Source organism: Pseudomonas sp. JC1203 (assembly GCF_056175065.1).
This window is the reverse complement of the sequence record NZ_JBWCAM010000018.1, coordinates 14,640-33,647: the sequence shown is the minus strand read 5'-3', so window position 1 is coordinate 33,647 and position 19,008 is coordinate 14,640. Positions and strand designations below refer to the sequence as shown.

The window sequence follows — 19,008 nt, the reverse complement described above, 5'->3', positions numbered from 1 at the left end:
CCCGGTTCATGCCAAGCTCTTCAGCACGGTGTCGGCCATGCGCAGCGCCAGCGCGGTGCCGGTCAGGGTCGAGTTGACGATGGCGGCGGTCGGCATCACGCCGGTGCCGGCCATGAACAGGTTCTCGTGCTCGTGGCTGCGCAGGTCGCGGTCCACCACCGAAGTAGCCGGGTCTGCGCCCATGCTCAGGGTGCCGGTGATGTGCTGGTTGTTGTCGTACACGCCACGCTTGCTGAACACCACTTCGGTACCGCCCATGGCGCTGGCGATTTCCTTGTAGACGTCGATGGAGTGGTCGTAGCCCTTGTGCACGTATTCCGGGAACTTGTAGTGCACCTCGATGCGCGGCAGGCCCCAGGCGTCTTTCTCGGTCTTGCTGAGCATGACGCGGTTGTCGCGGTCGGGCAGGATTTCCATCATGCCTTTCAGCAGCACGTAGTGGTCGGCCTGGTACTTGAGCTTCTCGTTCAGCGCCTTGCCGTAGTAGCCCTGCTTGATCAGGCGTTCGGTGAGCATGCGCGTCGGGTTGGTGTTGGCAAGGTCAATACGCAGGCCCGAACGGTCGGCCCGGAAGGCGCCGTCGCGGATGTTGTTGATGCTGCTGGGGCGCATCGGGCCACGGCCGAAGTAGATCGGCTCGTCGGCCAGGAACTCCACCGAGGAACCGGGGTGGTCCATCAGGTGGCGGCCGACCATGTCATTGCTGTTGGCCACACCGTTGGGCAGGCGGTCGCTGGTGGACATCAGCAGCAGCTTGCTGCTTTCGATGGCGTTGGCGGTCAGCACGAATTGCTTGCCGGTGACCTTGTGGCTGACCTTGTTGGCGTCCAGGTAATGGACGGCGACAATGCGGCCCTTGTCGTCGGCCTCGATGCGGTAGACAACCGCGTTGGCGACGATACGCACGCCTGCGTCCAGCGCTTTGCGCGCGGCGATGCCGCCGTGGTACTGGGCGTCGATCGGGCACACCGGCATGCAGTTGTTGTTGCCACAGCAGGCCGGGCGGCCATCGAATGGCACGCTGTTGCGCGCCTGCGGGCCGATACCCACCTCGTAGCCCAGGCCCTTGAGGCGCTGCTTCATGCGCTCGAAGCCGTACGGCAGCGGAATGCCCGGCAGCGGGTAGGGTTGCGAGCGCGGCGAGCCCAGGTCGCTGTCACCGGACACGCCCATCTGGAACTCGGCGTCGCAGTAGTAGGGTTCCAGCTCTGCGTAGCTCAGCGGCCAGTCCACGCCCACGCCATACAGCGATTGCAGCTTCATGTCGTTGGGCAGAATGCGGAACGCCTGCCCCGCCCAGTGCCAAGTGGTGCCACCGACGCCGCGCAGGTAGGACGCCAGGTACGGGTCCGGGCCTTTCTGGATCAGGTAGCCATTGTCCACCGGCTGGAACTTGGGCTGCGGCGCCCACGGCTTCGGCGGGTAGGGTTCGGTGAAGTCGCCTTTGAGCGGGCTGTTGCGGAACAGCTCCACGGCCTCGTCACGCTTGATTTCGGGACCCGACTCCAGCATCAGCACCGAAGCACCGGCCTTGGCCATTTTCAGCGCCGACAGGGAACCGGCGATGCCGGCACCAATGACGACTACATCTGCACTGAGGGAATCAGACATGGGCCACGCTCTCGGACTGGGGGGGTTGAATCCAGAAATTCGGTTCGCCGGCGCAGTAGCTCGGCGGGGTGAAGGAGGTGCTCAGCAGTTGGTAGCTGACGATGGTTTCAAAGCCGACGCACACGGGGTTCATCTTGCTGCCCACCACGCCCAGGTACCAACCACCCAGCAGGGCCTGGTACAACGCCGCCACGGCTGCCGGCTGCGTCGCCAACTGCGTCTGGAAGGCATCCGGGGCCAGGCCTTGGTGCGCGTCCAGCAGGCCGTTGAGGCTGGCCATGTTGGCCGCCAACTGCGGGTCGGCGTGGTTGAGCCAGTCGTACAGGCGCTGGCCCAATTGCAGGTCGGGTTTGTCGATGCCGGTCAGGCGCATGGACAAGGCCAGGAAGTCCGCGGGCAAGGTCAGGTTGTTGACCAGCGGGGCGCTGGCGAACGCGTTGGAAACCAGCAAGGTCTTGCCCAGGGCACCCGCAGCCAGGAGGCTGGTGGCGCCGAAGACCAGATGGCGTCGGCTTAGATTTATCATGGTTGATCGTCCGATGTGATCACATCCCCGATAGCCAGGCTCCGGGGCTTTTAATGGTGTGCACAGTGCGGCGCCGCGACTGGCGTGAGCCTGTCGCGGGGCCGGTTGAAACGGTTACAGCAGGGGGTGTTACTTGAGGGCTTGCGCCGCGGTCTCGCTGGCCTGGTTGTCCAGGGCCTGCACCGGGGTGCTGACGCCGACGGCGCCAACCACTTCACCGTTGAGGGTCAACGGGTAGCCGCCACCCAGGGCAACGGCGTGAGGGATTTCCAGCACGGTGGATTCGCCTTTCTGCAGGCGCTCCATGAACTTCACCGACGGCGCGCGGTACAGCGCCGAGGTGCGGGCCTTGCCGATGGACGCATCGACGCAGCCCAGCGGCGCGCCGTCCAGGCGTTCAAAGGCCAGCAGGGTGCCGGAGACGTCCACCACCGCTACGCAACCAAAGCTTTTCTGCGCGGCGAGGCTGGCCTTGACGCTACTGATGACCTGCAGGGCCTGGGCGTTGTCCAGTTGCTGGTGGGTAGCGGCGAAGGCGCTGGAGGATGCCAAAGCCAGAATGCTGGCACCGAAGAAAAAAGACAGGGTTTTCATGAAGTTGCCATTCCTATGAGCAGTAACCAATCTTAACCAACTGGTTAGTTCACAAAAAACCCTCGTTTGCGCAAATGATCGTTACAAAAAAGCGAACAATTGCCGCATTGACTTTTCACGCAAGGCCCTGCACCGCACCCCGTAGCAGCTGCCGAAGGCTGCGTCCGAGGCCCACCCGCCCAACCGTGCAGCCCCTGACGCGGCCTGGCGGCCGCTGCTACAGGTTGTTGCGTGCCTGGCGCCCTCGATTTGCGTAAACTAAGTGCCCCGATTTCACTGGCACCCTCGATGAGCAACGAACTACTGGTCGAAGACCTGCAACCTGGCACCGGCAAGGCCGTGGTCAAGGGCGCGCTGATCACCACCCATTACCGCGGCACGCTGGCGGACGGCACCGAGTTCGACTCGTCCTGGTCGCGCGGCAAGCCCTTCCAGTGCGTGATCGGCACCGGCCGTGTGATCAAGGGCTGGGACCAGGGCCTGATGGGCATGCAGGTAGGCGGCAAGCGCAAGCTGTTCGTGCCTGCGCACCTGGCCTACGGCGAGCGCAGCATGGGCGCGCACATCAAGCCGGGCAGCGACCTGTACTTCGAGATCGAGCTGCTGGAAGTGCTGACTCGCGACGATTGACGCAGTACCCATTAAAACGCCTTGACCTGCCGGCGGCGATGGCTATAAAGGTCAGGTCATTTTCGACATGAAGCCCTCTGAACAATAAGGCACCTATGGATACCGGAACACGACTGAAGTTGGTGCGCGAACGGTTTCAACTGTCCCAACGCGAACTGGCGCGCCGCAGTGGCGTGACCAACTCGACCATTTCCAACATCGAGCAGAACCGCGTCAGCCCTTCGGTCAGCTCGTTGAAGAAACTGCTGCAAAGCATTCCCATGAGCCTGGCCGACTTCTTCACCTTCGACGAACCGCCCAAGCAGGAACGCTATGTGTTCCGTTCCGACGAACAGCCTGACCTGGGCCGCGAAGGCCTGCGCCTGCTGCTGGTGGGCGCCACCCTGCCCGGCCGTGACATGCGCATGCTGCGCGAGCTGTACGCCCCTGGCGCGCACTCGGGCGACGAGTTCATCGTGCACAACGAAGGCGAGGAATGCGGCGTGGTAACCCGCGGCACCATCGAGCTGACCATCGACGGCCAGACCAGCATCCTCAATGCCGGCGACGGCTACTACATCCCCACCACCCTGCCGCACCGCTTCCGCAACATCGGCCAGGACGAGGCAGAAGTGATCAGCGCCAACACGCCTGCAAACTTCTAAACGCGCAAGACTCGGAGTGTTTCACCGGCCCCGGCAGGGCTAAGCTGGGGCCACGTACAACTGCCAGGCCACGCCCATGAGACCCACCACCCGCGATGCCCACGCCGCCCTGGTCACCCGCGCCTGCGCGGTGCTGGACGCCGCCACCAGCCCGCCGCCACTGGCGCAGCTGGCGGCCGAAGTGGGGCTTAGCCCCTACCACTTCCATCGCCTGTTCAAGCGCATCACCGGCCTGACGCCCAAGGCCTATGCCGATGCGCGGCGCGCCCAGCGGGTGCGCGAGCAGCTCAAGCCCGGCGGCACGGTGACCGAGGCGGTGTACGAGGCGGGTTTCAATTCCAACAGCCGCTTCTACGAATCCAGCAACCAGCGCCTGGGCATGAAGCCGGTACAGTTTCGCAACGGCGGCGCGCGCACCACCCTGCGCTTTGCGCTGGGCAGCTGTTCGCTGGGCGATATCCTGGTGGCCGCCAGCGAACGTGGCGTGTGCGCGATTCTGCTGGGCGATGACCCCGAGCAATTGCTGCAAGAGCTGCAGGACAGCTTCAGCAACGCCGAGCTGATCGGCGCCGACGCCGAGTTCGAGCAATGGGTGGCCCAGGTGGTGGGCTTCGTCGAAGCGCCCGGCATTGGCCTGGACCTGCCGCTGGACGTGCGCGGCACTGCGTTTCAGGAGCGCGTGTGGCAGGCACTGCGGGCAATACCGGTGGGTAGCACCGCCAGCTACGCCGAAGTGGCGCGGCTGATCGGCGCGCCCACGGCCACCCGCGCGGTGGCCCAGGCCTGCGGCGCCAACCGCCTGGCGGTGGCCATTCCCTGCCACCGGGTGGTGCGCAGCGACGGCGCGCTGTCGGGCTACCGCTGGGGTGTGGAGCGCAAGCGCCAGCTGCTGGCGCGCGAGGCGCGCTGATCAGCCGTGTTCGGCCTGCAGCACCCGGCGCACCATATCCATCAGCGCGTCGGGGCCATAAGGTTTGCGCAGCAGGTGCTGGTGCGGCGCCAGTTCATAGTTGCGCGAGATGATGTCGCGGGTGTGCCCCGAGGCGAACAGCACCGGCAACGGCGGCGTGCGTGCCTGGGCCCAGGTGGCCAGGTCGGCGCTCTTGACCTGGCCGGGCATGACCACGTCGGTGAAAATCAGGTCCACCCGCAGCCCGTCCAGCAGGAAACGCATGGCCACGTCGCCGTTCTCTGCGGTAATGACCCGGTAGCCCGACTGCTCCAGCAGCTCGGCGGCAGTGGCGCGCACCTGGTCATCGTCCTCGACCACGAGAATGGTTTCCTCGCCGTTGGCCACCGCTACCGCCAGCGGTGCTTCCTCCACGCTTTCCGCGCCTTCGCTGCGGGGGAAATACATTTGCACGGTGGTGCCCTGCCCTTGCACGCTGCTGATTTCCACGTGGCCGGCACTCTGGCGGACGAAGCCAAACACCATGCTCAACCCCAGGCCAGTGCCGTGGCCATCAGGCTTGGTGGTAAAGAACGGCTCGAAGGCCTGGGCCAAGGTAGCCGGCGACATGCCGGCACCGCTGTCGCGGACCGCCAGGCGCACGTAGTCACCCGGGCTCAGGTCCTTGCCGGCGCAAAACTCGCGGCCCAGCACCACGTTGTCGGCACTGATCAGCAGCTCGCCTTCGCCGTTCATGGCGTCGCGGGCGTTGATAGCCAGGTTCAGCACAGCGTTTTCCAACTGGTTGCGGTCGACATGGATGCTCCACGGCTGCTCGGGCACCTGCATGCGCACGTTCACGGTTTCACCCATGGCGCGCAGCATCAGTTCGCCCAGGCCGTCGTACAGGCGGCGCAGGTTATACACGCCAGGCGACAGCGGCTGGCGGCGGGCGAAGGCCAGCAGCTGCGACGACAGCTTGGCGCCGCGTTCCACCGCTGCCAGGGCCGCCGCCACGCGCCGCTGGATAGGCGCGTTGCCCTGCTGCTGGCGGCCGAGCAGGTGCAGGTTGCCGGCAATCACCTGCAGCACGTTATTGAAGTCATGCGCCACCCCGCCAGTCAGGCCGCCAATGGCTTCGAGCTTCTGCGACTGCCGCAGTTTTTCCTCGGCCTCGGAGCGCGCCCGCACCTCCTGCTCTACCCGTTGCTCAAGGTTGCGGGTCAGCTGCCGCAAAGCGCTTTCCGCCCCCTCGCGGGCACGCTCGGACAGCACGTGGCCGGTGGTTTCCACCACGATGGCCATGACGCCTGCGGGGCTGCCGTCGTCGCCGGGCACCGGGCTGTAGTAAAGGTCCATCCATACGTCTTCGGGCACGCCATTGCGTAACAGCACCAGCTCCAGGTTGCTGTAGCTCAGGGTGCCGCCGGCCAGGCAGGTATCGACCACGTTGCGGTTGAAATCGGCGACTTCCGGCCAGCCCAGTTCCACGGGCGAGCCCAGCAGGTAAGGGTGGCGGCCGCCGGCAAACAGCGAATAGGCGTCGTTGTAGATCATGTAGCCGGGGCGGCCCCACAGCATTACCAGCGGTACCGGCGAGGCCAGCAGGAACTGGGTGGCCATGCGCAGGCTGGGCGGCCACAGGTCGAACGGCCCAAGCTCGGTCAACGACCAGTCGAACGCGCGAATGCGCGTGGCCATCTCACCACGCCAGCCATCACAGCCGTGGTCTTGGGAAAGGAATTGCATCGCTGGACTCGGGCTCCGTGAGCGTGGTTGCGCCGGTTGAGTCTAACGCTGGGGAGAAGGAAAGCACATAGGCGGGGCCACGATCCCGCAGCCGCAGCACAAGGCTGCGGCTACAGGCTGCGTCGCGTGGCTGGTATCAGTGGCCGGTGACGTCGCCGTTGCGGCTGGTCTCGAACAGGAACCAGGTGCGCTGCTCGGTTTCGTCGATCCAGTTCTCGATCAGGCTGGCAGTGGCGATGTCGCTGTACTTGTCGCACAGCTCGTGGACTTCGCGCATGTAGGCGGCCAGGCTCTTGTTGTCGCCCTGCAGCTCGGCCAGCATGTCCAGCGGCTGGACGAACTCGGCGTCGTTGTCGAGCACGGTCTTCAGGCGTGCGATGTGGCCGATGGAGCGCAGCGAGTTGCCACCGATTTTACGGGTGCGCTCGGCGATGGCATCGACCATGGCGAAGATCTCGGTGGCATGGTCGTCCAGCAGCAGGTGGTAGTCGCGGAAGTGCGGGCCGCTGACGTGCCAGTGGAAGTTCTTGGTCTTCAGGTACAGCGCGAACACGTCGGCCAGCAGGCGGTTCAACGCGCCGCTGAGATCGCGGGTGGCGTCGCTGCCCAGGTCGGTCGGGGTGGCCAGGGCGCGGGCGCGGGTCTTCAGCGCGGCCGGCTTGTCGAATGCAGCCTTCGCGGCGGCAGGCGCTTTTGCTGCAGCCGGCTTGGCAGCAGCAGTCTTGGTGGCGGCGGGCTTTTTCGCCACTGCAGGTTTCTTCGCGGCGGCGGGCTTCTTGGTTGGGGTAGCCATTGCGGTAGTTCTCCTTCGGTCTTGGAGCGGAAGATTCATGCAGCGGCCGAATGTCTCGACGACGCGCTGATCCCCCAGCCTAACAGGTCGCTTTCCAGCAACTCAATCTGATCATTACCTTGGGCTTTGGTTTCGTCATTTCAAGAGGTGTTCACGGCAGATCGCGCCGACATGGAATCTTCATTCATCGGTGAAACGTTTCATGGCACTTTAGCGCGACTATGCTGTTCCAAGCTTTTTCCCCGACCGAGGTGAGTGTCATGATCAAGACATACAGCTACGCCGCGCAGAGCGCCAGCGACGCCCTCAAGCCCTACCGTTTCGAACGCCGCGCCCCGGGCGCCGACGATGTGCAGATCGACATTCTGTACTGTGGCGTCTGCCACTCCGACCTGCACACCGCGCGCAACGAATGGCACAACACCCTGTACCCGTCGGTGCCCGGCCACGAGATCGTCGGCAAGGTCACGGCCGTGGGCGCCAACGTGAAAAACTTCAAGGTCGGCGACCTGGCCGGCGTTGGCTGCATGGTCGACAGTTGCCAGCACTGCGCGTCCTGCGCCGAAGGCGAGGAGCAGTACTGCGAGAACGGCTTTACCGGCACTTATAACGGCCCGGTGTTCGGTGGCGAGAACACCTTCGGCGGCTACTCCGACACCATCGTGGTGAAGGAGAAATTCGTGCTGCGCATTCCCCACAAGGACAACCTGGCGGCCGTGGCGCCGCTGCTGTGCGCAGGCATCACCACCTACTCGCCGCTGAACCACTGGAAGGTCGGCCCGGGCAAGAAGGTGGGCGTGGTGGGCCTGGGTGGCCTGGGCCACATGGCGGTGAAAATCGCCCATGCCATGGGCGCCCACGTGGTGCTGTTCACCACTTCGCCGAGCAAGCGCGAAGACGGCCTGCGCCTGGGCGCGGACGAAGTCATCGTGTCGAAGAACGAAGCCGAGATGGCCACCCAGGCCAACCAGCTGGACTTCATCCTCAACACCGTGGCCGCGCCGCACAACCTTGATCCGTTCCTGGCGCTGCTCAAGCGCGACGGCACCATGACCCTGGTGGGCGCGCCGGACTCGCCGCACCCCTCGCCCACGGTGTTCAACCTGATCTTCAAGCGCCGCAGCCTGGCCGGTTCGTTGATTGGCGGCATTCAGGAAACCCAGGAAATGCTCGACTTCTGCGCCAAGCACAACATTGTCTCGGACATCGAGATGATCGCCATGAAAGACATCAACCAGGCCTACGAGCGCATGCTCAAGGGCGACGTGAAATACCGTTTCGTGATCGACATGGCCACCCTGAAACAGGAAAACGCTGCTACGGTTTAGAGCATGTTGCCTTTTACTGGGCCGCCGATTGCCATGAAATGCCCGCCCGCCACGTGGTGCAGCGTGCGAAATGCATCATGCCCTTCGAAATGCCAATGCCCTTCGCTGAACACCCGCGCGTCCGCCTGGGCGCTGATCACTTCGCCCAGGAACAGGTCATAGGCGCCCTGGTTGTGCGGTTCGGGCAGCAGGCGGCATTCCAGCCAGGCCACGCAGCCTTCCAGCAGCGGCGCGTCCAGCTGTTCGCCGGCGAAGGTCTGCAGGCCGTAGGTGGCAAACTTGTCCAGGGTCTGCCCGGCGGTGTTGCCTACGGTCTGGACAATGTCGGCCTGGGCCACGCAGGGCACCTGCAGCACGAAGGTGCCGCTGGCTTCCAGCAACTGGCGGGTCCAGGTGGACTTGTCCAGCACCACCGCCACCTTCGGCGGCTCGAAGTCCAGCGGCATGGCCCAGGCGGCGGCCATGATGTTGCGCTGGCCCTGGTGGGCGGCGCTGACCAGCACGGTGGGGCCGTGGTTGAGCAGGCGGTAGGCCTTGTCCAGCGGCACGGGCAGGCGGTGGTGGGCGGTCATGGCGATGGCTCCGGCAAAAGCACGCAGTGTACCAAGTTGCCGCCCGCAGGCGTCAGGCCGGGATTGGCGTGGGCAGCGGCCGGCCGGCGAAATGCGCCGCCAGGTTGGCCAGGGTCAGGTCAGCCATGGCCTGGCGCGTGGCCCAGGTGGCGCTGGCCATGTGCGGGGTCAACAGCACGTTGTCCAGCCCCAGCAAGCCTGGGTGCGGGCGCGGTTCGTCCTCGAACACGTCCAGCGCCGCGCCCGCCAGTTGTTGGGTGGCCAGGGCCTGGAACAGCGCCGCCTCGTCCACCACGCTGCCGCGGCCGACGTTGATCAGGTAACCCTCGGGCCCCAGCGCCTGCAACACCTGGGCGTCGACCAGGTGGAAGGTCTGGGCGCCACCGCCCACCGCCACCACCAGGAAGTCCACCGCCGCGGCCAGGCTCTGCGCATCGGGATAGAAGCGGTAATCCACCGGCTGGCGATTACGCCCGCAGTAGGCGATGTGCATGCCAAAGCCCTCGGCACGACGGGCAATGGCCTGGCCAATGCGGCCCAGGCCGATGATGCCCAGGCGCGCGCCGCTGACCTTGCGGGTCCAGGCGATGGGGCCGTCGGCCCAGCGGCCCTGGCGCACGAAACGGTCGGCCGGGCCGGTGCCACGGGCGATGCCCAGCAGCAGCGCCATGGCGAAGTCGGCGACGTCGTCGGTGAGCACGTCGGGCGTGTGGGTCACGGCGATACCGCGCTCGCGTGCCGCCGCCACGTCGACGCCGTCGTAGCCCACGCCAAACACCACGATGACCTCCAGCGCCGGCAGGCGCTCAATGAGCGCGCGGCTGACCCGCGACTCGCCGTTGGCCACCAGCGCGCGAATATGCGCGGCGCCCTGCCCCAACTGGCTGCCCTGCTCGTCGCCCTCGAGCACGGCGAAATCGGCCAGCAGGCGTTCGGTGAGCTTTTCCGGCAGGCGGGCGATCTTAAGCACGTTTGCGTTCATTGACGGTTCCTTGCAGGTGAGCCTGGCCACGGGCGCGCTCGGCGCCCAGGTAAAGCCCCAGCACGCCGCCGGCCAGCAAGGCGCAGGCGACCAGCAACAGGGCGTAGTCATAGGTGTGGGTGACGTCCTTGATCCAGCCCATCACCGGCGGCAGGCCCAGGCCGGCCAGGTTGGCGATGGAGTTGATCAGGGCGATGGACACGGCCGCGGCCGGGCCCGACAGGTATTCGGTGGTGGTGGCCCAGAACACCGGCGTAGCCGCCCAGTTCAGCGCCACGGCCACCACCAGCAGGCAGTAGGCCAGGCCATGGTTGCCGCAGAACACCGCCACGCCCAGCACAATGCCAGCCGCCAGCAGCGGGCCGCCCAGGTGCAGGGCGCGCTCGCCGTTCTTGTCGGAGTGGCGACCGTTGGCGTACATGAACACGCAGGCCAGCAGGAACGGCAGCGCCGACATCAGGCTGACCACGAACGAGCCCTGCCCCGACACCGACTGCACGATCAGCGGCAGGAACAGGGTGATGCCAATGGTGCCGAACGCCTGCAGCAGCCAGAACAGGCTCAGCAGCCACACCACCGGGCTGCGGAACGCCTTGTGCCAGGCGTCGTTATGGGAGATCAGCGTGTTGCTCTGCTCGGCGGCGATGGTGCTGGCCAGCCAGGCCTTCTGCCGCGCATCCAGCCAGTGGGTGGTCTGCGGCGAGTCTGGCAGGTAGCGCAGCACCACCACGCCCAGCACGGCGGCGGGAATGCCTTCGAGCAGGAACAGCCAGCGCCAGCCGCTCACCGACGCCATGCCGTCCAGGTGCAGGAACGCACCGGACAGCGGCAGGCCGATCACCGAGGCCAGCGCCGCGCCGATGTAGAAGAACGACATGGCCTTGGCCCGGTCGCTGCGCGGGTACCACTGCGACAGGTAATAGATGATGCCCGGCGTGAAGCCAGCCTCGGCGGCGCCCAGCAGCAGGCGCATCACGTACAGCTGGTTGGCGGTCTGCACCAGGCTCATGCCGGCAGCAACGATGCCCCAGGTGATCATGATGCGGGCGATCCAGCGCCGCGCGCCGACCTTGGTGAGGATCAGGCTGCTGGGCACTTCCAGCAGGATATAGGTGAGGAAAAACAGCCCCACGCCCAACCCGTACATCGCCGCCGACAGGCCCAGGTCGGCGTTCATCTGCAGCGCCGCCACCGAGATGTTCGACTTGTCGATGTACGCCACCATGTACAGCAGCATCAGGAACGGGATCAGCTTGAGATTGAGCTTGGCCAGGGTGCTGGCGTGCAAGCCGTCGTTCAGCGTGGGCTGGGTCATGACGGGTCTCTCTATTGTTGTCGTTATGGAGGTGCTATGAGGCAGACCATAAACCAGCACAGATGCAGATTCAATATATGAATTACCATCCCTATATATGGGACGAAAACTGAAACGTTACAGTCCCGCAGACAGCCACGTAGCAGCTGCCGCAGGCTGCGTCCTACCCCCTCAACCCAGGAAGTGCCACAACAGCAACGTCCCCACCAACCCCACCACCGAGACGATGGTCTGCAACACCGACCACACCCAGATGGTCTGCTTCAGCTGCAGCCCAAAGTACTCGCGCACCATCCAGAAGCCCGCATCGTTCACATGGCAGAAAAACACCGAGCCGGCACCAATGGCCAGGGCCACCAGCGAGCTTTGCGTGGCGGCCAGCCCGGCCATCATCGGCGCCAGAATGCCTGCGGTAGTCGTGGTGGCGACGGTGGCCGAACCGGTGGCCTGGCGCAGCGCCACGGCGATCAACCACGCCAGCAGCAGGTACGGCATGTGCGCGCCCTCGGCGGCCTTGCTGATGGTCTGGCTGACGCCGGCGTCCAGCAAGGTCTGCTTCAGGCCGCCGCCAGCGCCGATGGTCAACAGCAGCACGGCAATCGGCGCCAGCGCCTTGCGCAGGGTGTTGCCGACCTGCTCGCGCGGCAGGCCGTTGGCCCAGCCCAGGCACACCACGGCGGCCAGCACGGCGATGCCCAGGGCAATCAACGGCTCGCCGAGGAACTTCAGGGTCAGCGCCAGGGTGGTCTCGGGGGCCAGGGCCACCTTGGCCAGGGTGCTGCCGAGCATCAACAGCACCGGCAGCAGAATGATCAACAGCGAAATGCCGAAGCTGGGCTGGCGCTGGCTTTGCGGCTTGGCGCTGAACAGCGCGCCCAACTCGGCCGGCTCCTGCACGTCCATGCGCCGCGACAGCCAGTTGCCGTAGAGCGGGCCGGCGAGGATCACTGCCGGCAAGGCAATGCTGAAGCCCAGCAGCATGGTCAGGCCGAGGTCGGCATGCAACGCGCCTACCGCGATCAACGGCCCCGGGTGCGGGGGCATCAGCGCATGCAGGGTGGTCATGCCGGCCAGCGCCGGAATGGCGATTTTCAGCAGCGGTTGGTTGGATTGGCGGGCCATGACGAAGATGATCGGCACCATCATCACCAGCCCCACTTCGAAGAACAGCGGCAGGCCGATCACCAGCGCCACCAGGGCCATCACCCACGGCAGGCTGCGGCCCTTGCCCAGCCCCAGCAGGGTGCTGGCGATACGGTCGGCGGCGCCGGACTCGGCCATCAGCGCGCCGAGCATCGAGCCCAGGGCGATGATGATGCCCGCTTCGCCGAGAATGCCGCCGGCGCCCTTGCTGAAGGCTTTGGCCACTTCTTCAGGCCCCAGCCCTGCGCCCACGCCGGCAATGAAGGTACCGACGAGAATGGACAGGAATGGCGGCAACTTGGTGGCGCTGATCAGCACGATGATGGTGGCGATGGCCACCGCGCAGCAGACGATGAGGCGGGTGTCGTGGGCAAGCCAGGCGAGGTTGGTAGGGTCCACCGGGTACTCCTTATTGTTGGCAAATACAGCTGCAACATTTTGTTGCAATTTGCCGACAGGATACCACCCAACATCCCAATCCTACCCTCGCCTGTTGGGGGCGCGGGCCCCCGCGACGCTGACTTGGAGGGGGGTGTCGTGGGCAAGCCAGCTCCCACAAAGCGTCAGGCCAGGGAATAGCCCAGGTAGATGGCGACAGCCACGCACAGGCCCGCAAACCCCACCTGCAACACCCGCGCGGGAATGCGCGGCGACAGTAGCCGGCCCGCCACCATCCCGGCCACGCTGGCGGCAATGAACAGCCCGCCTTCCAGTGGAATGCGCACGCCGGCGTGCACCGCGCCGACCACCGCCATGCCCGACACCAGGGCAATCACCATCAGCGAAGTGGCGATGATGCCGTGCACGCGGATGTCGGTCAGTTGCCGGAACGCCGGCACCAGCAGGAAACCGCCGCCCACGCCCAGCAGCCCGGTGAGGAAGCCGCAGCACGACCCCACCAGCGACAGCGTGACGCTGCACCGCAAGGTCCACTTCAGGCGTCCGGTCTGGTCGTTGAGCATGCAGTTCTTCTGCTCCCAGCCATGGTCGATGCCCGAACCTGCACACTTGGCTTCCCGCGACTGGCTGAACATGCGCCACGCCACAATCAGCAGCACGCCGCAAAACAGCGCCACCAGCCAATGATCCGGCACGTGGTGCGCCACCAGCAGCCCCAACGGCGTGAACAGCGTGCCCAGCGCCGCCATCAGCAATGCCGCGCGCCAGCGCACGATGCCCTTGCGCAGGCCGTCAATGGCACCTACCGCCGCCGCGGCGCCCACGGCCAGCAGCGCCACCGGCGCCGCCTGGGTCATGGGCCAGCCCAGGCCGAGTACCAGCGCCGGCACCGCAAGGATGCCGCCGCCCGCGCCCGTGAGCCCCAGCACCATGCCGATAAAACCACCCAATAACAGTGCGAGCATGCCCCGCCCTCCTATTCAGCGGCTTTACAGCGGGCCAGCCACTCACGGCCCTTGAGCATCCCGTTCCAGTAGAACCACGGCAGGAAGCTGGCCTTCAACCACCAGGCCGAGCGCCGCGCCACGGTGGAGTCCCAGGGGAAGCTGGGCAGCAGCTTGCCGCCGTAGCCGAATTCGGCCAGCACCACCCGGCCCTTCTCCACCGTCAGCGGGCAGGAACCGTAGCCGTCATAGCGCAACGGCAAGGCCCGGCCGGCGCGCAGGGCCAACAGGTTCTCGGCCACCACCACGATCTGCTTGCGCGCCGCGGCGGCGGTCTTGGCGTTGCTGGTGGAACACACGTCGCCCAGCCCGAACACATTGGCGTAACGCACGTGCTGCAGGGTGCCGGGGTCTACCTCGCACCAGCCGCCCGCGTTGGCCAACTGGCTCGTGCGCACGCAGTCGGGCGCTACCTGCGGCGGCACCACATGCAACAGGTCGAAGGGCTTGGCCTGGCGGACGCGGTTGCCATTGGCGTCCAGGCTTTCGAACCAGGCGGTCTTGCCCGGGCCATCGACCTTGACCAACTGCGAGCCGAACGCCAGCTGCGCCCGGTACTTCTCGATGTACTTCATCAGCGCCGGCACGTAGGTGGCCACGCCGAACAGCGCTGCGCCTGCGAGGTTGAATTCGACGTCGATGTGCTTGAGCACGCCGTTGCGCCGCCAGTGGTCGCACGCCAGGTACAGCGCCTTCTGCGGCGCCCCGGCGCACTTGATCGGCATGCCCGGCTGGGTGAACAGCGCCTTGCCCTGGTGCAGGCCCTGCACCAGCTGCCAGGTATAGGGCGCCAGGTCGTAGCGATAATTGGAGGTAACGCCGTGCTGGCCCAGGGCCTGTTCCAGGCCCTCGATCTGCTCCCACGCCAGGCGCAGGCCGGGGCAGACGATCAGCTGCGTGTAGGCAAGCTGGCGGCCATCCGTCAGGGTTACCCGCTGGCCGTCGGCGTCGATGCCCTGCACCGCCGCCTGCAGCCACTGCACGCCCTTGGGCACCACCTGTGCCATGGGCCGCGCGGTGTTGCCGACGTCGTAGGCGCCGCCGCCCACCAAGGTCCAGGCCGGCTGGTAATAGTGCGTGGCGCTGGGCTCGACCAGGGTGATGGCAAGGCCCGGCTGGCGCTTCAGCAGGCTGGCGGCAAGGCCGATGCCGGCAGCGCCGCCGCCGATGATCAGGATGTCCGCGTTGCTGGCGGTCGCACCCTGTTGCTGCGCATTATTGTGCATGGGGTCCACACTTATTGAGGAAGAAGGGACGAACCGAGGCTGGCCAGCACTGTGCCGCAGTACAGGCCCGACAGGGTTTTCATGACCTGGATGACCTCGTGGCTGGCGAGCCCGTAGTAGATGTATTTGCCTTCGCGGCGGGTGGCCACCAGGCCTTCGTCGCGCAGCACACCCAACTGCTGGGACAGGGTGGGCTGGCGTACGCCGGTGCCGGCTTCCAGCTCGCCGACGTTGCGCTCGCCCTGGGTGAGTTGGCACAGAATCAGCAAGCGGTCTTCGTTGGCCAGCGCTTTCAACAGCGCACAGGCCTTGGAGGCACTGGCGCGCAGGCGCACGACGTCGTCGGTGGTCAGGCAGGTTTCCATGGCGGGGTCGCTCTCGATCACTTTCTGTGATTACATTATGTTTAAATATAGATTATGGAACAATAGAGTGTGGAGCAATTCATGACCCCACGAATCCAGCCCTTCTTCGACAACGGCTCGTCGACCTTCAGCTATGTGGTGTATGAGGCGCCGGGCAGCGCCTGCGCGGTCATCGACTCGGTGCTGGACTACGACCACAAGGCCGGCCGCACCGGCACCGCGCAGGCCGACGCCATCATCGCCTTCGTCCGCACCCAGGGCCTGCAGGTGCAGTGGCTGCTGGAAACCCACGCCCATGCCGACCACCTGTCCGCGGCGCCGTACCTGCGCGCGCAACTGGGCGGGCGCATCGTCATCGGCGAGGGCATCCGCCAGGTGCAGAAGGTGTTCAAGACGGTGTTCAACCTGGAGCCCGGCTTCCGCCTGGACGGCTCGCAGTTCGACCACCTGCTTCAGCCCGACGAGACCTTCAGCATCGGCAACCTGCCGGTGCGCGCCCTGCACGTACCCGGGCACACCCCGGCGGACATGGCGTTCCTGATTGGCGCGCACGACCTGTTCGTCGGCGACACGCTGTTCATGCCCGACGTCGGCACCGCCCGCTGCGACTTTCCCGGGGGCGACGCCGAGCAGCTGTACCAATCCATCCAGACGCTGCTGGCCTTCCCCGCCGATACCAGCCTGCACCTGTGCCACGACTACCCGCCCGAGGGGCGCGAGGCGCAATCGCAGACCACCGTGGCGGCCCAGCGCCAGGGCAACATCCACGTGCGCGACGGCATCGACGAGGCGCAGTTCGTGGCCATGCGCACCGCGCGCGACGCCACCCTGCCCATGCCTGTGCTGCTGATGCCGGCGGTGCAGGTGAACATCCGCGCCGGGCAATTGCCGCCCGCCGAAGACAATGGCGTGCGGTATATCAAGATCCCGCTCGACCGGCTGTAAGGCAATCGGGCGGAACTTGTAGGGCCCAGGCTTGCCCACTCCTGCATGGCGCCGGTATTTCACCGGCCGGTCTTGCAGGAGTCATGACATGCCCGATGCACACGGCAAGGTACGCTACGCAGTCGTCGCCGGCGGCTGGATTTCCCAGGGGGCGTTCATGCCCGGCGTCGGCCAGACCGACAACTCGGTGATGACCGCGCTGGTCACCGGCGACCCCATCAAGGCCCGCGACCTGGCGGCCGAGTACCAGCTCAAGAGCTACCACTACGACGAGTTCGCCACGCTGCTGGCCAGCGGCGAGATCGACGCGGTGTATATCGCGACGCCCAATTTCCGCCACCGCGAATTCGCCGTGCCGGCCCTGGAAGCCGGCATTCACGTGCTGCTGGAAAAACCCATGGCCACCAGCGAGGCCGACTGCCTGGCCATAAACGCCGCGGCCGAGCGCAGCAGCGCGCTGTTGATGGTTGCCTACCGCCTGCACTGCGAGCCGGCCACGGTGGAAATGATCGGCAAGGTGCGCGCCGGCGCCATCGGCGAGCCACGTCTGTTCACCTCCACGTTCACCCAGCACACCAAGGAGTCCAACCACCGCGCGCACAGCGGTTACTGGGCCGGCCCCGTCGCCGACATGGGCCCCTACCCGCTCAACGCGGTGCGCAACCTGTTCGGCGAGGAGCCGCTGGAAGTCTCGGCGGTGGGCATCCACACCCCTGGCCGGCACTTCGACAGCCACGACACGGTCACCGTCACCCTGCGCTTCAGCCAGGAACGCCTGGCGCAGTTCATCGTCAGCTACAGCCTGCCCGGCAGCCAGCGCTTCCAGCTGATTGGCAGCGAAGGCGAGATCGAGGCCTCGCCGTGCTTCGGCTTCGGCGAAGGCGTGGCCATCGGCTACCGGCTGATCAAGGACGGTGAGCCACACGAGCACCAGCACCCGGTGGTGGACCAGTTCGGCGGCGAGACCCAGTACTTCTCCGACTGCATTCTCAAGGGGCAACAACCGGAGCCGGATGGCGACGAAGCCTGGCGCGACGTGCGCGTGCTGGCGGCCATCGAGCAGGCCCTGGCCACCGGCCAGCCGCAACAGCTGGATCCGCTGCCGGCGCGCCGCGGCATCCAGCCCGAACAGGCCCGCCAACTGCCGTTGGCAAAAGTGCCGCCATACATCAACACCGCCGAACCAAACGACTGAGCCAGGGGGCCGAACGCTTGAGCCGAATCATCACTTCACGCTTGCCGCAAGACACCGACGAAGCCCGCGAAGCGCAAATGTTCGGCACCCCCAAGGACCGCCTGGACTTCTACCGCCGCGAGATCCAGTACGAGACGGCGATCCTATCCAACCGCACCAACGCCTACTTGTCGGCGCAGTCGTTCCTGGTGATCGCCTACGCCTCATCCATGGCCAACCTCAACCCCGAGTGGGGCAAGCTGTTCACCCTGGTGGTGCCGCCGGTGCTGGCACTGCTGGGGGTGCTGTGCTCGCTGAACGCCTGGCCGGGCATACGCGCCGCCTACGACATCATCGACCACTGGCACTTCAAGCAGAGCGGCCTGCTGCGCGACACCCCGGCCATGGGCCTGGCGTACGACGACGAGCCGCTGTTCAGCGAAATGGAGTCCAGCCACAAGGGCTACCGCAAATCGCTGATGTTCTCGATTCGCGCGCCGTGGCTGTTCGCGGGCTTCTGGATTGGCCTGGGCGTGTTCGCCCTGGCGATTCAACTGGGCTAGATGAAATCGCAGATGTAACAAAGAATTTCGACGCGCCGTCGGGGTCTATCCCTTAACCCCCTTCAGGACCTGACTGCCATGAAATTCGCATTATTTTCCAACGCCTTGTCCAAACAAGCCGGCAGCCCGCGCACCTTCGTCATTGCCGTGGCACTGATTGTGATCTGGGCGGTGACCGGGCCGTTCTTTCACTACAACGACACCTGGCAACTGATCATCAACACCTCGACCACCATCATCACTTTCCTGATGGTATTCGTGATTCAGAACACCCAGAACCGCGACAACGACATTCTGCACATCAAGATCGACGAGCTGCTGCGCGCCACCAAGGACGCGCAGAACGCCGCGCTCGACCTGGATGACCTGGACGCCAAGGAGCTGACCACCATCCGCAAGCAGTACAAATCGATGGGCACCAACGAGACCATCGAAGTGACCGAGTCCACCACCACCCTCAAGGACGACCCTGCCGCCTGACGCACAAGGCTGCGTCCGGGAACGCCGCAGTGTGCCTGCCATTCCGCAGCGCCTGGGACGCGGCCTTCGGCCGCTG

19 protein-coding genes and 1 pseudogene are annotated in these 19,008 nt (G+C 65.8%); 8 read left to right on the top strand and 12 right to left on the bottom strand.

Translation table 11 applies throughout. From position 1 onward, the window contains the following. Positions 1–6: 6 nt before the first annotated feature. The 3 genes from AC0SZ7_RS23855 to AC0SZ7_RS23845 all read right to left on the bottom strand — a co-directional run bounded on the left by AC0SZ7_RS23855 (position 7) and on the right by AC0SZ7_RS23845 (position 2,731). Positions 7–1,611 (bottom strand): GMC family oxidoreductase, encoded by a 1,605-nt coding sequence (locus AC0SZ7_RS23855; protein WP_475506681.1) that lies wholly within the window; start codon positions 1,609–1,611, stop codon positions 7–9. Further along, positions 1,604–2,137, bottom strand: coding sequence for a sugar dehydrogenase complex small subunit (locus tag AC0SZ7_RS23850; RefSeq protein ID WP_475506680.1), 534 nt, complete (start codon positions 2,135–2,137; stop codon positions 1,604–1,606). Before AC0SZ7_RS23850 ends, AC0SZ7_RS23855 begins: the two co-directional genes overlap by 8 nt. A 129-nt stretch (positions 2,138–2,266) precedes the next feature. Then, complete coding sequence (locus AC0SZ7_RS23845) at positions 2,267–2,731, bottom strand: GlcG/HbpS family heme-binding protein (protein WP_416423546.1); 465 nt, start codon at positions 2,729–2,731, stop codon at positions 2,267–2,269. A 288-nt stretch (positions 2,732–3,019) separates the two neighbouring features. Here AC0SZ7_RS23845 and AC0SZ7_RS23840 point away from each other — a divergent pair, with 288 nt between their 5' ends. The 3 genes and pseudogenes from AC0SZ7_RS23840 to ada all read left to right on the top strand — a co-directional run. Beyond that, positions 3,020–3,361, top strand: coding sequence for an FKBP-type peptidyl-prolyl cis-trans isomerase (locus tag AC0SZ7_RS23840; protein WP_416423545.1), 342 nt, complete (start codon positions 3,020–3,022; stop codon positions 3,359–3,361). 95 nt (positions 3,362–3,456) lie between these two features. Further along, on the top strand, positions 3,457–4,005 hold the full coding sequence (locus AC0SZ7_RS23835) for a cupin domain-containing protein (protein ID WP_277961032.1): 549 nt from the start codon (positions 3,457–3,459) through the stop codon (positions 4,003–4,005). 64 nt (positions 4,006–4,069) lie between these two features. Further along, positions 4,070–4,915, top strand: a pseudogene (gene ada, locus AC0SZ7_RS23830) (bifunctional DNA-binding transcriptional regulator/O6-methylguanine-DNA methyltransferase Ada); the annotation flags it as partial. Here ada and AC0SZ7_RS23825 read toward each other — a convergent pair. After that, positions 4,916–6,643 carry an ATP-binding protein gene (locus AC0SZ7_RS23825; RefSeq protein WP_475506679.1) on the bottom strand — a complete coding sequence of 576 codons (1,728 nt, stop codon included), beginning with the start codon at positions 6,641–6,643 and terminating at the stop codon, positions 4,916–4,918. 136 nt (positions 6,644–6,779) lie between these two features. Then, positions 6,780–7,436, bottom strand: coding sequence for a Dps family protein (locus tag AC0SZ7_RS23820; protein ID WP_475506678.1), 657 nt, complete (start codon positions 7,434–7,436; stop codon positions 6,780–6,782). A gap of 260 nt (positions 7,437–7,696) precedes the next feature. Here AC0SZ7_RS23820 and AC0SZ7_RS23815 point away from each other — a divergent pair, with 260 nt between their 5' ends. Beyond that, positions 7,697–8,764, top strand: coding sequence for an NAD(P)-dependent alcohol dehydrogenase (locus AC0SZ7_RS23815; RefSeq protein ID WP_475506677.1), 1,068 nt, complete (start codon positions 7,697–7,699; stop codon positions 8,762–8,764). Here the strand turns inward: AC0SZ7_RS23815 and AC0SZ7_RS23810 are convergent. The 7 genes from AC0SZ7_RS23810 to AC0SZ7_RS23780 form a co-directional block, all read right to left on the bottom strand. Then, positions 8,761–9,336, bottom strand: coding sequence for a flavin reductase family protein (locus AC0SZ7_RS23810; RefSeq protein WP_475506676.1), 576 nt, complete (start codon positions 9,334–9,336; stop codon positions 8,761–8,763). The two genes, AC0SZ7_RS23815 and AC0SZ7_RS23810, sit on opposite strands and share 4 nt — an antisense overlap. A 52-nt stretch (positions 9,337–9,388) precedes the next feature. Then, positions 9,389–10,318: a 2-hydroxyacid dehydrogenase gene (locus AC0SZ7_RS23805; protein WP_475506675.1), complete on the bottom strand. Its 930-nt coding sequence runs from the start codon at positions 10,316–10,318 to the stop codon at positions 9,389–9,391. Then, a complete protein-coding gene (locus AC0SZ7_RS23800) occupies positions 10,299–11,633 on the bottom strand; it encodes an MFS transporter (RefSeq protein WP_475506674.1) in 1,335 nt (444 codons plus the stop codon). The genes AC0SZ7_RS23805 and AC0SZ7_RS23800 overlap by 20 nt, the downstream gene beginning before the upstream one ends. Positions 11,634–11,804: 171 nt before the next feature. Further along, entirely contained in the window at positions 11,805–13,175 is a 1,371-nt protein-coding gene (locus AC0SZ7_RS23795; RefSeq protein ID WP_475506673.1) for a GntT/GntP/DsdX family permease, read from the bottom strand. A gap of 164 nt (positions 13,176–13,339) precedes the next feature. Next, on the bottom strand, positions 13,340–14,140 hold the full coding sequence (locus AC0SZ7_RS23790) for a sulfite exporter TauE/SafE family protein (protein ID WP_475506672.1): 801 nt from the start codon (positions 14,138–14,140) through the stop codon (positions 13,340–13,342). 11 nt (positions 14,141–14,151) lie between these two features. Then, entirely contained in the window at positions 14,152–15,405 is a 1,254-nt protein-coding gene (locus AC0SZ7_RS23785; RefSeq protein ID WP_475506671.1) for an NAD(P)/FAD-dependent oxidoreductase, read from the bottom strand. A gap of 11 nt (positions 15,406–15,416) precedes the next feature. Then, positions 15,417–15,770, bottom strand: a complete 354-nt coding sequence (locus AC0SZ7_RS23780; RefSeq protein ID WP_473006105.1) for a metalloregulator ArsR/SmtB family transcription factor — start codon at positions 15,768–15,770, stop codon at positions 15,417–15,419. 81 nt (positions 15,771–15,851) lie between these two features. Here AC0SZ7_RS23780 and AC0SZ7_RS23775 point away from each other — a divergent pair, with 81 nt between their 5' ends. The 4 genes from AC0SZ7_RS23775 (at position 15,852) to AC0SZ7_RS23760 (ending at position 18,932) form a co-directional block, all read left to right on the top strand. Next, entirely contained in the window at positions 15,852–16,715 is an 864-nt protein-coding gene (locus AC0SZ7_RS23775) for an MBL fold metallo-hydrolase (protein WP_475506670.1), read from the top strand. 88 nt (positions 16,716–16,803) lie between these two features. Then, positions 16,804–17,910 carry a Gfo/Idh/MocA family protein gene (locus AC0SZ7_RS23770; RefSeq protein ID WP_475506669.1) on the top strand — a complete coding sequence of 369 codons (1,107 nt, stop codon included), beginning with the start codon at positions 16,804–16,806 and terminating at the stop codon, positions 17,908–17,910. Between the two features lie 17 nt (positions 17,911–17,927). Further along, positions 17,928–18,452 carry a hypothetical protein gene (locus AC0SZ7_RS23765; RefSeq protein ID WP_475506668.1) on the top strand — a complete coding sequence of 175 codons (525 nt, stop codon included), beginning with the start codon at positions 17,928–17,930 and terminating at the stop codon, positions 18,450–18,452. A 78-nt stretch (positions 18,453–18,530) separates the two neighbouring features. Next, the gene (locus AC0SZ7_RS23760) at positions 18,531–18,932 is read left to right on the top strand and encodes a low affinity iron permease family protein (protein ID WP_475506667.1); all 402 of its coding nucleotides are present in this window, start codon (positions 18,531–18,533) and stop codon (positions 18,930–18,932) included. The last annotated feature ends 76 nt before the right edge of the window (positions 18,933–19,008 follow it).

Bases quoted from the DNA above. Each gene is read 5' to 3' on its own strand.
- AC0SZ7_RS23855 (WP_475506681.1), bottom strand. From the start codon at position 1,611: ATGTCTGATTCCCTCAGTGCAGATGTAGTCGTCATTGGTGCCGGCATC.
- AC0SZ7_RS23850 (WP_475506680.1), bottom strand. From the start codon at position 2,137: ATGATAAATCTAAGCCGACGCCATCTGGTCTTCGGCGCCACCAGCCTC.
- AC0SZ7_RS23845 (WP_416423546.1), bottom strand. From the start codon at position 2,731: ATGAAAACCCTGTCTTTTTTCTTCGGTGCCAGCATTCTGGCTTTGGCA.
- AC0SZ7_RS23840 (WP_416423545.1), top strand. From the start codon at position 3,020: ATGAGCAACGAACTACTGGTCGAAGACCTGCAACCTGGCACCGGCAAG.
- AC0SZ7_RS23835 (WP_277961032.1), top strand. From the start codon at position 3,457: ATGGATACCGGAACACGACTGAAGTTGGTGCGCGAACGGTTTCAACTG.
- AC0SZ7_RS23825 (WP_475506679.1), bottom strand. From the start codon at position 6,643: ATGCAATTCCTTTCCCAAGACCACGGCTGTGATGGCTGGCGTGGTGAG.
- AC0SZ7_RS23820 (WP_475506678.1), bottom strand. From the start codon at position 7,436: ATGGCTACCCCAACCAAGAAGCCCGCCGCCGCGAAGAAACCTGCAGTG.
- AC0SZ7_RS23815 (WP_475506677.1), top strand. From the start codon at position 7,697: ATGATCAAGACATACAGCTACGCCGCGCAGAGCGCCAGCGACGCCCTC.
- AC0SZ7_RS23810 (WP_475506676.1), bottom strand. From the start codon at position 9,336: ATGACCGCCCACCACCGCCTGCCCGTGCCGCTGGACAAGGCCTACCGC.
- AC0SZ7_RS23805 (WP_475506675.1), bottom strand. From the start codon at position 10,318: ATGAACGCAAACGTGCTTAAGATCGCCCGCCTGCCGGAAAAGCTCACC.
- AC0SZ7_RS23800 (WP_475506674.1), bottom strand. From the start codon at position 11,633: ATGACCCAGCCCACGCTGAACGACGGCTTGCACGCCAGCACCCTGGCC.
- AC0SZ7_RS23790 (WP_475506672.1), bottom strand. From the start codon at position 14,140: ATGCTCGCACTGTTATTGGGTGGTTTTATCGGCATGGTGCTGGGGCTC.
- AC0SZ7_RS23785 (WP_475506671.1), bottom strand. From the start codon at position 15,405: ATGCACAATAATGCGCAGCAACAGGGTGCGACCGCCAGCAACGCGGAC.
- AC0SZ7_RS23780 (WP_473006105.1), bottom strand. From the start codon at position 15,770: ATGGAAACCTGCCTGACCACCGACGACGTCGTGCGCCTGCGCGCCAGT.
- AC0SZ7_RS23775 (WP_475506670.1), top strand. From the start codon at position 15,852: ATGACCCCACGAATCCAGCCCTTCTTCGACAACGGCTCGTCGACCTTC.
- AC0SZ7_RS23770 (WP_475506669.1), top strand. From the start codon at position 16,804: ATGCCCGATGCACACGGCAAGGTACGCTACGCAGTCGTCGCCGGCGGC.
- AC0SZ7_RS23760 (WP_475506667.1), top strand. From the start codon at position 18,531: ATGAAATTCGCATTATTTTCCAACGCCTTGTCCAAACAAGCCGGCAGC.